Here is a 13276-nt window from a genome sequence, read left to right as displayed (position 1 = left end):
AAGCCCCCTGTCCCATAATACAATAACAGGCAGCATATAAAAACGAGCCTAAGCATCGGAAACGGGTTTCCTCCGTTACGTGCTTCGGCTCGTTTGCTGCTTTCGGGGCAGCTATGGGAAAAGGGGGATTGTGCATATGACAGCACGGTCAAGGCGCAGACAGGGAAGGAGTCTCCGAGGGGTGAACGGAGAAGGGGCCGCCATAGCCTCAGAAAAGGGAATAGCAGGTGAACAGGCAGAGAAACTAAGTCGTGTGGAAAAGCTGGTGCAAGCTGTGTCAGAGCAGATGGAACGAACACGTATTGCAGATTACGCTTTGCTGCTGAATAAACCTTGGCGATTGCTTTGGCTAAACCTAATATCAGGTGTTTCCCGAGGGATCGGCATTGCGCTAGGGTTTACTTTTTTTGCTGCTACTATTATTTATGTGCTTCAAGTGCTCGGAGCGTTGAATTTGCCGATTATCGGTGATTATATCGCTGATATTGTACGGATCGTACAGCGACAATTAGAGCTTACTACCTACTAGGCGTTTTACTTTAAAGCCTACGATTCATCCTCGTGCAAATCTGGCTCCAGCAGACCTTCACCCTCGCCATCTTCTATATAACGCTGATAAATAGAACTACGGACAATGGATACATTTCTGCCATAAATGTCAGTAGCGACAAAGCTTTCATATGGCTCTACGAAGCCCATATTATCATCGCCGGCTTCGATTTCCATATCATCATAGCGATGGATTTCTCCACTTTCCGCCATGGCCGGAGTGTTAGAGGTCCCCCAATTTTCAACGATCTGCCAAGCATCTTCACCGTCAAAGCCGTTTTGTTCTTCACGCTCATCCAGGCTTGTTCTACCGAACGCGGGAGCGAGAAATTCTTCCTCCACCGGACGGTTGTTGGATACTTCTGTTTCAGGACTGTATTCTTTGCAATAAATGGTATAGGGAACAGCCAGCAGGCGTTCATAGGGAATGGGCTTACCGCTGGCGGCGCAAATGCCATAGGTCCCCTTGTCCATAGCCATCAAGGCTGATTTGATACGTTCCAATTGAAACTCGTCATGCTCCAGCAAGGAAATATCTTTAGCTCGCTCATAGGTTTCGGTAGCCAGATCGCCTGGATGGTTATCAATGGGAGAAAGCTCACCGGTTTGATCACGTTGAGAATCGCCGAGTCCATAATGGTCGTTGCTTTGCAACCGATGCTCAATTTCCTTTTTGCGTTCCAGCAGTTCATTACGCAAGCCTTGTAATTGTTGCTCCGTCAATGGGGACATGGAATCCTCTCCTTGTTCTAGATTTACGTGCATGCGTTGTGTCAGGTATGCTCCTTGTAGTGTGCACCGGGAAGACCTCTTTTACATAGGAAATTCTAATCAAATGTGATCGAGTTCATTCCATTCAAGGACTGTGCTCGAAAGCCTGCAGGACTCGTGGACGATCTGAGAAGGCTTATGCTACAATAAATGGGTTCGACAACGGATATAAGCGGATCGGAGTGACGAAGGACTGTGATTTATTTTGGTATTGCGCTAATTATTTTTTTGATTGATCAGGGAGTCAAATATTTGGTGGCTACGCGGATGGAATTGTACGAGCAAATACCAGTCATCGGCAATTTCTTTTTAATTACCTCCCATCGTAATCGCGGAGCCGCTTTTGGGATTTTGGAAGGGCAACGCTGGCTTTTTATCGTGATCACAATTGTAGTAGTGATCGGTATCGTATGGTACCTAAGAAAAACAGTCAGAGCTGGGCAAAAACTACTTCCTGTTGCGCTAAGTTTGGTGCTTGGGGGAGCGGTTGGTAATTTTTTGGATCGGGCTATTTCTGGAGAAGTGGTTGATTTTGCACAGTTCAATTTTGGAAGCTACACATTCCCGATTTTTAATGTGGCAGATTCGGCAATTGTCATCGGTGTTGCACTGATTATTTTGGATACATTGTTGGAATCGCGTCGCGAAAAAGGGAATGGCAATGATAGCGTTGAAGGGAAGTCATAGCATGAACGAAGTGAATGAAAACGGCGAAGCCATAGGTCTGTCTTATGAGGACGAACTGGAGGGTGAATCTCTGGAATGGACGGCGGATTCAGGGAATGTCAAAACACGTATAGACAAATACATCGCCGAAGAAATGAAGGAAGTATCTCGTTCTCAAATTCAGCTGTGGATCGGGAATGGTCGCGTACTGGTGAACGGTACGGCGGTCAAAGCGAACTACAAGCTGGCTGAAGGAGATCATATTGTATTATTGGTACCTGAGCCAGAAAGTGTAGATATTATGCCGGAAAATATTCCGCTAGATGTCGTATACGAGGATTCGGACGTGATTGTCATTAACAAGCAACGTGGTCTAGTGGTGCATCCTGCACCAGGACATTCCTCGGGAACACTGGTCAACGCACTGATGTACCACTGCCATGATCTTTCCGGTATTAACGGGGAATTACGTCCCGGTATTGTTCACCGTATTGATAAGGATACATCAGGACTGCTGATGGCGGCTAAAAATGATCAGGCCCACGCATCACTTGCAGCACAGCTTAAGGATCATAGCGTGACTCGGAAATATATTGCATTGGTCCACGGTCATTTGAGCCACGATCAGGGAACCGTAGATGCTCCGATCGGTCGTGATTCAGGTGATCGTAAAATGTTCACGGTGACGGAACGCAACAGCAAGCATGCAGTTACCCATTTTCTCGTTATTGAACGGTTGGGGGATTATACCTTGCTTGAACTTCAATTGGAGACAGGACGCACACACCAAATTCGTGTTCACATGAAATTCATTGGGCATCCATTGGTTGGCGATCCTATGTATGGACGCAGTAAAGGGGTTCGTATGGAGGGCCAAGCCCTGCATGCAGCGGTATTGGGATTTAAGCATCCAACCACGGGAGAATACTTGGAATTTAGCAGACCGATCCCTCCTGATATGGAGGACGTATTAACGTCCTTGCGTAGTCGCTAAAACAACGATGAACTGCTTTTCTATTCAAAAACTTGAATAAATCATTAATTTAGACCGCCTAAATGGCGGTTTTTTTATTGTGAGACAAGGAATGGGTAAAAACAACTATGGATAATTATACAGATATGATGTATATTTATTAAAGTGCTTCCGGTGGTTCCGGTTGAACGGGTGTTGACACGAGATTTTCAATCTGTCATACTTCTTGTAGTTGCGATGAACTTTGTCCAAGAGATGGTTAGCCATCTCACACTATAAGAAGCAGGACAAAGGAAATCCTGAATAGCACCTTTAAATCAGTCCCGTGAGGCTGGCAAGGTAACGTGAATGGATCACTGATCAGTGCATCCGCTGCGGCGGTATGTATTCAGTGTGTCCGACAGATCGGAGAACAGTGGAAGACTGTTCATACGAGACTCCTTGCCAAACTTGGGCAAGGAGTCTTTTTTGTATCCGACACGGGACCAGGTCTGAAGGGAATATCACCTGAGGAGGCTGGAAGCATGAGTAATGAAACACATGTACTGATGGATGAAATTGCGATTCGTCGGGCATTGACACGGATTGCACATGAAATTTTGGAGAAAAACAAGGGTATCGACGATTGCGTGCTAGTAGGTATTCGAACACGCGGAGTTCATCTGGCGCAGCGCTTGGCTGAAAAAATTGCTGAGATTGAAGGCGCACCGATTCCATGGGGAGAGCTGGATGTTACAGCCTACCGGGATGACCGGAGCAGCGTTGCCGAGGCTAAAGGAAATGGAAAAGAGCTTTTGATGAATCCTGCTGACGTATCGGTTCATGATAAGAAAGTCATTCTCTTTGACGATGTGCTGTACACAGGCCGCACCATTCGAGCGGCGATGGATGCATTGATGGACTGCGGACGACCGCAAATGATCCAGCTGGCTGTGCTAGCAGATCGCGGACACCGTGAGCTTCCGATTCGTCCGGATTACATCGGCAAGAACATCCCGACCTCCAAATCTGAGGAAATCGTAGTTGCACTTCAGGAGACGGACGGTAAGGACGAAGTGACGATCATTCAGAACCGGGGGGAATAGGTATGATCACAACAGCCAGTCAACTTAGAGAACGTAGCCTGCTCGGATTAAAAGAACTTAGCCGAAATGAAATTGAGTCGATTCTGGATCGTGCTCATTATTGGGAATCACAGCCGCAAAAGCTGATTCCAGTCCTACAGTCACGCTTCGCGGCCAACATGTTTTTTGAAAATAGTACACGCACACGCTTTTCTTTTGAAATGGCGGAGAAGCGGCTCGGCGCTCAGGTTTTGAACTTTTCCGCTGCGGCTTCCAGTGTGGAAAAAGGGGAGTCCATTTACGATACTGTACGTACGCTCGAATCCATGGGCATTGATGCTGGAGTCATCCGGTTAAAGCCAGCCGGAGTGCTGCAAGAGCTTGCTGAGAAGGTTAGTGTTCCGCTGGTTAATGCGGGAGATGGTAACAATGAGCATCCAACGCAGGCTTTGCTGGACCTCTACACCATGCGCAAAACTTTCGGTGAGCTTAAAGGCTTGAGAGTATCCATCATAGGAGACATTTTGCACAGCCGTGTAGCTCGCTCGAATCTGTGGGCCTTGCAAAAATTCGGAGCCAAGGTTAGCTTCTGTGCACCGGACAATATGCAGGCACCTGAGCTTGCAACGTACGCGCCTTATGTGCCGATGCAAGAAGCTTTGCAGGCAGACGTGGTCATGATGCTGCGAGTCCAGCTTGAACGGCATGCTGAAGGGATGTTGCGCTCAGCGGATGAGTACCGAGAGCAGTACGGTCTGACAGAAGAAAGAGCAGCGAGCCTTAAGTCCGGAACAATTATCATGCACCCGGCTCCAGTGAATCGGAATGTGGAGATCGATAGTGCAGTTGTGGAAAGCGAGCAATCGCGAATTTTTCCGCAAATGGCCAACGGGGTTCCAATCCGCATGGCGGTTATGGAACGGGCAATGAAGCTGTAGCAGCTGTCAGCAGGATCGTAGGAAAAAGCTGCAAAAAACCTGAGCGGAGGAATATTTCAGATGAAACAATTAATTATGAATGCAAGCGTATTGAACGAGCAGGGCGAGACGGAATTAAAATCCATTCTAATCGCTGACGGAAAAATTTTGGCTATCGCAAATGCGGAAGCCGGAGTTAGCCTCATTATGGAAGAAGGGGCATCTGGACAAGAGCTCGAAGTCGAAAAAATCGACGCCCAGGGAAAGCTGGTCATCCCCGGTCTAATCGACATGCATGTGCATCTGAGAGAACCTGGCTTTGAATATAAAGAAACAATTGAAACAGGCAGCCGCGCTGCGGTGAAAGGTGGATTTACCACGATTGCCTGCATGCCAAACACACGTCCAGTGACAGACAATGTAGACACGGTTCAGCTAGTGCTGAAAAAGGGTCAGGAAGCTGGGCTGGCCAAGGTACTTCCTTACGCAGCCATCACGAAAAACGAACTGGGACGTGAGCTGACAGATTTTGAAGCGCTCAAAGCAGCAGGTGCCATCGGATTTACTGATGACGGAGTCGGAGTGCAGAGTGCACAAATGATGAAGGATGCCATGTCACGAGCTAAAGCGCTGGATATGCCAGTCATTGCACACTGTGAAGATAACACACTTGTTGTAGGAGCAGCGGTGACGGACGGTGAATTTGCCAAGCGTCACGGACTCAAAGGTATCCCCAATGAATCCGAGGCGATTCATGTTGGACGTGATATTCTGCTATCCGAGGCAACCGGGGCACATTATCATGTATGCCATGTCAGCACAGAGCAATCGGTGCGATTGATTCGCCATGCCAAATCTTTTGGCATCAAGGTTACTGCAGAGGTATGCCCGCATCACTTGGTATTGTCCGATGAGGACATTCCTGGGCTGGATGCCAACTGGAAAATGAATCCTCCACTACGCTCCCCGCGTGATGTACAGGCATGCATCGAGGGGCTGGAGGACGGAACGATTGATATCATCGTAACGGACCATGCAGCACACAGCGAGGAAGAGAAGGCAAAAGGGATGGAGCTGGCGCCATTTGGAATCGTTGGATTTGAAACAGCCTTTCCGCTGCTGTACACCAAATTCGTAGCTACCGGGCAATGGACGCTGGACTTTCTGGTGCGCCGTATGACGGCTGACCCAGCGCGTGTCTTCCGCCTTGATACGGGACGTCTGGAAGAGGGAGCACCCGCTGACCTGACCATGATTGATCTGGAGCAGGAGCAGGCAGTTGATCCACAAACGTTTGCCAGCAAAGGACGCAACACTCCTTTTACAGGCTGGAAGCTCAAAGGCTGGCCGGTGAAAACTTGGGTAGACGGCAAACTGGTATGGTCTGCTGACGAAGGCAAAATAATACACAACTAATTAAAAAAATAGAACCTTATAGCAGGAAACAAAATAGAGGAGTGAGACGGGATGCAGGCAAGATTGTTACTTCAGGACGGCACGCTGTTTACAGGCACATCATTTGGTGCGGAAGGTGAAAAAACAGGCGAAGTCGTTTTCAACACAGGGATTACAGGCTATCAAGAGGTGCTGACGGATCCCTCTTATTGCGGACAAATCGTAACCATGACTTACCCGCTAATTGGAAATTACGGAATTACTCGTGATGATTTTGAATCAGTACGGCCTTATGTACACGGCTTTGCTGTTCGACATTACGAGCCGGCGCCAAGTAACTGGCGTGCTCAATACAGCGTGGGCGATTTGCTGAAGGAATATGGCATCATTGGTATTAGCGACATCGACACCCGCATGCTCACCCGGATTATTCGCCATCACGGCACAATGAAGGGCATTTTGACGACTGGTTCCCAGCCGTTGGAAGAACTAAAAGAAATGATGTCCGACATGACCATAGAAGAACTGCGTAATCAGGTTCCTTTGACTTCTACTCCTCATCCGTACAGCAGCCCTGGCAACGGAGAACGGATTGTATTGATTGACTATGGTGCTAAAAGCGGCATCCTGCGCGAACTGAATAAACGAGACTGTGATGTGGTTGTCGTTCCACATGATACGACGGCCGAGGAAATTCGCCGCTTGGATCCGGACGGTATTCAGCTGTCCAACGGTCCTGGAGATCCAAAAGACGTACCGCATGCTGTACGTACGGTGGCTGAATTGCTAGGGGAATACCCGATTTTCGGAATTTGCTTGGGACACCAGTTGTTCGCCTTGGCTTCGGGAGCAGATACGGAAAAGCTGAAATTCGGACATCGCGGTGGTAACCACCCGGTGAAAGAACTGGAGAGCGGACGCTGCTTCATCACATCACAAAATCATGGCTACACAGTGAATGAGGAATCGATCCAAGGAACAGAACTTGAAGTGACGCATATTAACAACAACGATAAAACGATTGAGGGTCTTAAACATACTAAGTATCCCGCGTTTTCGGTGCAATACCATCCAGAGGCTGCGCCTGGTCCTTACGATAATGGCTACCTGTTTGACCGCTTCCTGGAAATGATCCGTGAACACAAAAGAAATCAACCAAAGCAACCGCGTCAGGCTGCTATCGCCGCCGCAGTGAGAGGAGAGCGCTAATATGCCGAAAAATACAGAACTTAAAAAAATACTCGTGATCGGTTCCGGTCCTATCGTCATTGGTCAGGCAGCAGAATTCGATTACGCTGGTACACAAGCTTGTCAAGCGCTCAAAGAAGAAGGCGTCGAGGTAGTACTGATCAACAGTAACCCGGCAACCATCATGACAGACACCAATATGGCAGATAAAGTATACATCGAGCCGATTACACTTGATTTTGTAACACAGATTATCCGCCAGGAACGTCCAGATGGTCTGCTTCCTACACTGGGAGGACAGACAGGTCTGAATATGGCAGTGGAACTGGCTCGCGCTGGGGTGTTGGAACGCGAAAATGTTAAGCTGCTGGGAACTCAACTGAATTCAATTGAAAAAGCCGAAGATCGGGACTTGTTCCGCGACCTGATGCGTGAGTTGGAACAGCCAGTACCGGAGAGCGTAATTGTAACGACTTTGGAAGAATCGCTGGAATTTGCTAACGAAATCGGTTATCCCATTATCGTTCGCCCGGCTTATACGCTGGGAGGTACAGGCGGTGGGATTTGCGCCACAGAAGAAGAATTACGTGAAACAGTCAGCTCTGGCTTGCGCTACAGTCCAATCGGGCAATGCTTAGTGGAAAAAAGTATCGCAGGTATGAAGGAAGTCGAGTATGAAGTTATGCGTGACGGCAATGACAACTGCATCGTTGTCTGTAATATGGAGAACTTCGATCCGGTCGGCGTGCACACTGGCGACAGTATCGTCGTAGCGCCAAGTCAAACGCTGTCAGATCGCGAGTATCAGATGCTGCGCTCTGCTTCTCTGAAAATTATTCGCGCCCTCAATATCGAAGGCGGCTGTAATGTACAGTTTGCGCTGGATCCGCACAGCTATCAATACTACGTGATTGAGGTCAACCCACGGGTGAGTCGTTCCTCGGCACTGGCTTCCAAGGCGACAGGATATCCGATTGCCAAAATGGCGGCCAAAATTGCACTAGGCTACACACTGGATGAAATTGTAAATCCAGTAACGGGACAAACGTATGCTTGCTTTGAGCCGACATTGGATTACATCGTGAGTAAAATACCACGCTGGCCATTTGACAAGTTCATTTCTGCCAACCGCAAGCTTGGCACACAAATGAAAGCAACTGGTGAAGTCATGGCCATCGGACGTACATTTGAAGAATCTATCCATAAAGCGGTCCGTTCTCTGGAAATTGGGGTACATCGCCTGCATCTAAAGGGCGCCGATCAACTATCTGATGAGGTACTCAAAGAGCGTCTGGCTAAAGCAGATGATGAGCGCTTGTTCCTGGTAGCCGAGGCATTCCGTCGTGGCTGGAAACAACAAGACATTCAGGATGTAACCAAAATTGATTGGTGGTTCCTCGATAAGGTAGAAGGAATTGTTAAGTTCGAATCCATTATCGCTGGAGAGTCTGAGCTGTCCTCGGAAACACTTTATCAGGCCAAACGAAAAGGTTTTACCGACCGCTCCATTGCCGAGATTCGCAGTATGGGTCAACAGAAGAGTATGACAACCGAGCTTGAGGTTCGTGAATTCCGTCTAAATCAAAACCTGCGTCCTGTCTACAAAATGGTAGATACGTGCGCAGCCGAGTTTGAAGCCACAACTCCGTACTACTACTCCTCTTATGAGGTGGAAAACGAAGTGATTCCATCCAACAAAGAGAAAGTTATCGTACTCGGCTCAGGACCTATTCGGATCGGTCAAGGGATTGAATTTGACTACTCCACCGTGCACGCGGTATGGGCTATCCAAAAAGCAGGTTACGAAGCGGTAATTATCAATAACAATCCGGAGACCGTCTCTACAGACTTCAACACGTCGGACCGTCTCTACTTTGAGCCACTTTTCTTCGAAGATGTAATGAATGTCATTGAGCAGGAAAAACCGATTGGTGTCATCGTCCAGTTCGGCGGTCAAACGGCGATTAACCTTGCAGCTCCACTTAGTGCGGCAGGCGTTAATATTCTGGGTACGAGTCTGGAAAGTATCGATGAAGCAGAAGACCGGAAAAAGTTCGAACAGCTGCTGTCTCGCCTTGCTATCGCCCAGCCTAAAGGCAACACGGTCACGTCGGTAGATGAAGCGGTAGGAACTGCCCAAGCATTGGGGTATCCGGTTCTGGTACGTCCATCCTACGTCCTGGGCGGGCGTGCTATGGAAATTGTGTACTCAGATACGGAATTGCTGCGGTACATGGAAGAAGCGGTTAAAATCAATCCGGAACATCCTGTGCTCATCGACCGTTATATGTTAGGCAAAGAAGTTGAGGTTGACGCCATCTGTGACGGTGAAACGGTCCTGGTACCAGGGATTATGGAACATGTGGAACGGGCAGGGGTTCACTCAGGTGACTCGATCGCAGTATATCCGCCACAACACTTGTCTGACGAGCTGAAGAAAAAAGTCGTGGACATTACGATCAGCATCGCCAAGGAATTGAAAACGATTGGTCTGGTAAACATTCAGTTCGTCATTCATCAAGATGAAGTCTATGTCATCGAGGTTAACCCTCGTTCCTCACGGACGGTTCCTTTCTTGAGTAAAGTAACGAATATTCCGATGGCAAATCTGGCGACACAGGCTATTTTGGGCGGTAAGCTCAAAGATGCAGGCTATACAGATGGACTATGGCCTGAAAGTAATTATGTCTCGGTTAAGGTTCCTGTATTCTCCTTTGCCAAGTTGCGTCGTGTAGAGCCGACACTGGGGCCTGAAATGAAATCTACAGGTGAAGTTATGGGACGCGATATCCAGTACGCCAAAGCATTATACAAAGGACTCGTAGGTGCAGGTATGAAAATTCCATCTACTGGGGCGATCATCATCACAGTGGCGGATAAGGATAAAGAAGAAGCTGTCGAGCTGATGCAGGGCTTTTACAGATTAGGCTACAAAATTATTGCTACAGGTGGAACGGCAGCAGCCTTGGAACAGGCCAACATTCCAGTGAACACTGTTAACAAGCTAAGTGAGGGCAATCCGAATATTCTGGATATGATCCGCACAGGTGAAGCCAACTTCGTCTTCAACACGCTGACCAAAGGAAAAACACCAGAGCGTGACGGATTCCGCATCCGCCGTGAAGCAGTTGAGAACGGTATTGTCTGCATGACCTCGCTGGATACAGTGCGCGCTCTGTTAAAAATGCTGGAGACGATTAACTTCACATCCGAATCGATGCCAGTTCTGAGCAACTAACAAGTTATGAATAGATGAGAAAAATAAGTGGTAATGGGAAGGACATTCATCAGCTTTTGCTGACGGATGTCCTTTATCACGGGCAAATATGCCCGAATTGATGTGAGAAGGGGCGGTAGAACGGTGAACGAAGCATTTCAGCAGATGGCAGGACGGCTGATGGTTGCGCTAGATTACCCGGATGCACAACAGGCAGAGCAGTTAATTCGGCAGCTGGAGGGAATTCCTTGTTATATAAAAGTGGGTATGCAGCTGTTTTATAGCGCAGGACCAGCTTTTGTAGAACAATTAAAATCAAGAGGATACTCCGTATTTCTGGATTTGAAAATGCATGATATCCCTAACACGGTACGGGGAGGGGCAGAGAGCATTACCCGTCTAGGGGTGGATATGTTTAACGTACACGCCGCTGGAGGCCGCAGTATGATGTCGGCAGCCAGAGCCGGGGCCGAAGCAGCGATTTCCGCAGACAGCTCACTTGCCATGCCGTTAATTATTGCAGTCACACAGCTGACCAGTACGGATCAGACGACCATGAATACGGAGTTAGGCATTCCTGGCACAGTACAGGATGCTGTTGTTCGTTATGCACAATTGACGCGTGAGGCTGGATTGGACGGTGTGGTCGCATCTCCATTAGAAGTGCCTGCGATTCGTGCGGTATGCGGATCTGACTTTAAAACCATAACCCCTGGCATACGCCCCGCTGGCAGCGCTACAGGTGATCAGTCGCGTGTCCTAACACCTGGACAAGCCATTGCCCAGGGCAGCAGCTACATTGTTGTTGGACGGCCGATCACGGCAGCATCAGACCCACGCACCGCAGCGAAACATATTATTGAGGAGATGATACAAGTATGACTACATTAAATAATATACCAGAGCAAATTGCATCCCATCTGTTACGCATTCAGGCAGTGGCGCTGCGTCCACAGCAGCCTTTTACATGGACATCAGGCATTAAATCCCCTATCTACTGTGACAATCGCCTGACCATGTCCTACCCGGAGGTGCGTGAACTAATCGCAGACTCTTTTGCGGCTATCATCCGAGAACAATACCCTGAAACCGAGGTTATTGCCGGCACAGCCACAGCAGGGATTCCTCATGCCGCCTGGGTGGCGCAAAAGCTAAATCTGCCGATGGCTTATGTCAGAGATAAAGCCAAAGGACACGGGAAAGAGAATCAAATCGAAGGCCGCATCAGCGCTGGACAAAAGGTTATGGTTATCGAAGACCTCATCTCTACCGGGGGAAGTTCCATTAAAGCAGCACAGGCAGTAGAGCAAGCAGGCGCTCAGCCGTTAGCTGTACTGGCTATTTTCAGCTACCAGCTGGACAAAGCCACTCAAGCCTTTGAAGAAGCAGGAGTGAAGCTGCAGACCTTGTCCAATTACACCGCCTTGATGGAGGTTGCCTTGCGTGAAGGAACCATTCAGGAGGAAGAGATGGAACTGCTACGTTCCTGGCGTCAGGACCCGGCTTCCTTCGGCAAATAAGGCTGAGTAATAGAGACAACGGAGCTAATAAGTAGTGCGTCACAGACTCATTGCGATCCAGTCCAGACTGTTAGAAATCAAGCGTGTAAATCGAATTCGATCCGGTTACACTAACTCCTACTATCATGTGAAAAGAGGGAGTTCGGATGTATTGGGTTTACTACGGCAGACTGTACACGACTAAATTTCAGGCAGGATGTTTGGCAAAAAGGCTGGAGCATGACGGATGGATGTACGGCTACAATGATCCCCGCGCAGTGGAGGTGTACCGCTCGCGCAAAGGTCGTTATGGTGTCCGATTTATTCCATAGGTTTACAAAAATAATTTTTAAAAAGAAAATTTCTAAAAACTATTGACGAAACACAAGAAAATGTTGTATATTAATTAACGTTGCTGTTACGAATATGTAACGTGAATATACATGTTTTTTTGAGGGCCCTTAGCTCAGTTGGTTAGAGCGGTCGGCTCATAACCGATTGGTCGGGGGTTCGAGTCCCTCAGGGCCCATTTCCTCAAAAACCCTTGCTAAGCAAGGGTTTTTTTGTTGTTTACATTCGCTGCTTTCTTCATCGAATTTATTTTGAAGAGGCACATCGTTTATCCTAGTTAAAGGAAATACAAGGAGTGAGGTAATGAAAACATTGGATGGTCTCTAGCTTCCCATAAGGAGATTAGAGGCAAATTGAGTAGAAGTGTGAAAAGGTCACCTGTTAAGAAGGATCAAGCTACACGTTGGGTAAAGCGACAAGCAAGTAAGGCAGTACGCAGATATACTCAAGGAGTATCATCAGGAAGTTGGTACAAAAAAATTTATTGTTCTTGGAATATTTGCGATTATAGAATCCTTGAAACGTACCAGCAAGCCATGCATGATTGGGAAATCAATCATACTTTATGGAACAAACAAATGAGTTATCAAGAGACTGCTAAAGAGTGGGCCAAATATCATAAGTGGAAATAAAAAAAGATCACTGGTCATGGGAAGCACCAGTGATCTTTTTAAAGTTCAAAGAAC

Annotated in this window: 13 protein-coding genes and 1 tRNA gene; 13 read left to right on the top strand and 1 reads right to left on the bottom strand. The window is 47.9% G+C overall.

Going from position 1 to position 13276, the window contains the following annotated elements:
• Nucleotides 1-136 precede the first annotated feature (136 nt).
• On the top strand, nt 137-529 hold the full coding sequence (locus OIU26_RS03290) for a DUF5665 domain-containing protein (protein WP_264215934.1): 393 nt from the start codon (nt 137-139) through the stop codon (nt 527-529).
• 17 nt (nt 530-546) lie between these two features.
• On the opposite strand, the gene OIU26_RS03285 is transcribed toward OIU26_RS03290, so the two are convergent.
• On the bottom strand, nt 547-1281 hold the full coding sequence (locus tag OIU26_RS03285; RefSeq protein WP_013372071.1) for a TraR/DksA C4-type zinc finger protein: 735 nt from the start codon (nt 1279-1281) through the stop codon (nt 547-549).
• Nucleotides 1282-1515: 234 nt separating this feature from the next.
• Here OIU26_RS03285 and lspA point away from each other — a divergent pair, with 234 nt between their 5' ends.
• The 12 genes from lspA (at nt 1516) to OIU26_RS03225 (ending at nt 13222) form a co-directional block, all read left to right on the top strand.
• The gene (gene lspA / locus OIU26_RS03280) at nt 1516-2007 is read left to right on the top strand and encodes a signal peptidase II (protein ID WP_013372070.1); all 492 of its coding nucleotides are present in this window, start codon (nt 1516-1518) and stop codon (nt 2005-2007) included.
• Nucleotide 2008: 1 nt separating this feature from the next.
• On the top strand, nt 2009-2980 hold the full coding sequence (locus OIU26_RS03275) for an RluA family pseudouridine synthase (protein WP_264215933.1): 972 nt from the start codon (nt 2009-2011) through the stop codon (nt 2978-2980).
• A 503-nt stretch (nt 2981-3483) separates the two neighbouring features.
• A complete protein-coding gene (gene pyrR, locus OIU26_RS03270; protein ID WP_013372067.1) occupies nt 3484-4044 on the top strand; it encodes a bifunctional pyr operon transcriptional regulator/uracil phosphoribosyltransferase PyrR in 561 nt (186 codons plus the stop codon).
• 2 nt (nt 4045-4046) lie between these two features.
• Complete coding sequence (locus tag OIU26_RS03265) at nt 4047-4961, top strand: aspartate carbamoyltransferase catalytic subunit (RefSeq protein WP_058711738.1); 915 nt, start codon at nt 4047-4049, stop codon at nt 4959-4961.
• 60 nt (nt 4962-5021) lie between these two features.
• Nucleotides 5022-6356, top strand: coding sequence for a dihydroorotase (locus OIU26_RS03260; protein ID WP_264215932.1), 1335 nt, complete (start codon nt 5022-5024; stop codon nt 6354-6356).
• Nucleotides 6357-6407: 51 nt separating this feature from the next.
• Nucleotides 6408-7544, top strand: a complete 1137-nt coding sequence (gene carA / locus OIU26_RS03255) for a glutamine-hydrolyzing carbamoyl-phosphate synthase small subunit (protein WP_013372064.1) — start codon at nt 6408-6410, stop codon at nt 7542-7544.
• 1 nt (nt 7545) lies between these two features.
• Nucleotides 7546-10761, top strand: coding sequence for a carbamoyl-phosphate synthase large subunit (gene carB, locus OIU26_RS03250; RefSeq protein ID WP_044785327.1), 3216 nt, complete (start codon nt 7546-7548; stop codon nt 10759-10761).
• A 66-nt stretch (nt 10762-10827) separates the two neighbouring features.
• A complete protein-coding gene (gene pyrF, locus OIU26_RS03245) occupies nt 10828-11622 on the top strand; it encodes an orotidine-5'-phosphate decarboxylase (protein ID WP_436449014.1) in 795 nt (264 codons plus the stop codon).
• Nucleotides 11619-12260, top strand: coding sequence for an orotate phosphoribosyltransferase (gene pyrE / locus OIU26_RS03240; RefSeq protein WP_064796071.1), 642 nt, complete (start codon nt 11619-11621; stop codon nt 12258-12260). The genes pyrF and pyrE overlap by 4 nt, the downstream gene beginning before the upstream one ends.
• Before the next feature lie 146 nt (nt 12261-12406).
• Nucleotides 12407-12571 (top strand): hypothetical protein, encoded by a 165-nt coding sequence (locus tag OIU26_RS03235; protein ID WP_010345444.1) that lies wholly within the window; start codon nt 12407-12409, stop codon nt 12569-12571.
• Between the two features lie 123 nt (nt 12572-12694).
• Nucleotides 12695-12768, top strand: a tRNA-Ile gene (locus OIU26_RS03230).
• A 175-nt stretch (nt 12769-12943) separates the two neighbouring features.
• A complete protein-coding gene (locus OIU26_RS03225) occupies nt 12944-13222 on the top strand; it encodes a hypothetical protein (RefSeq protein WP_264215931.1) in 279 nt (92 codons plus the stop codon).
• Nucleotides 13223-13276 lie beyond the last annotated feature (54 nt).

Source organism: Paenibacillus sp. BT-177, assembly GCF_025846815.2.
In the GTDB taxonomy this organism is placed as follows: domain Bacteria; phylum Bacillota; class Bacilli; order Paenibacillales; family Paenibacillaceae; genus Paenibacillus; species Paenibacillus polymyxa_C.
This window is presented reverse-complemented; position numbering and strand designations above follow the sequence as displayed.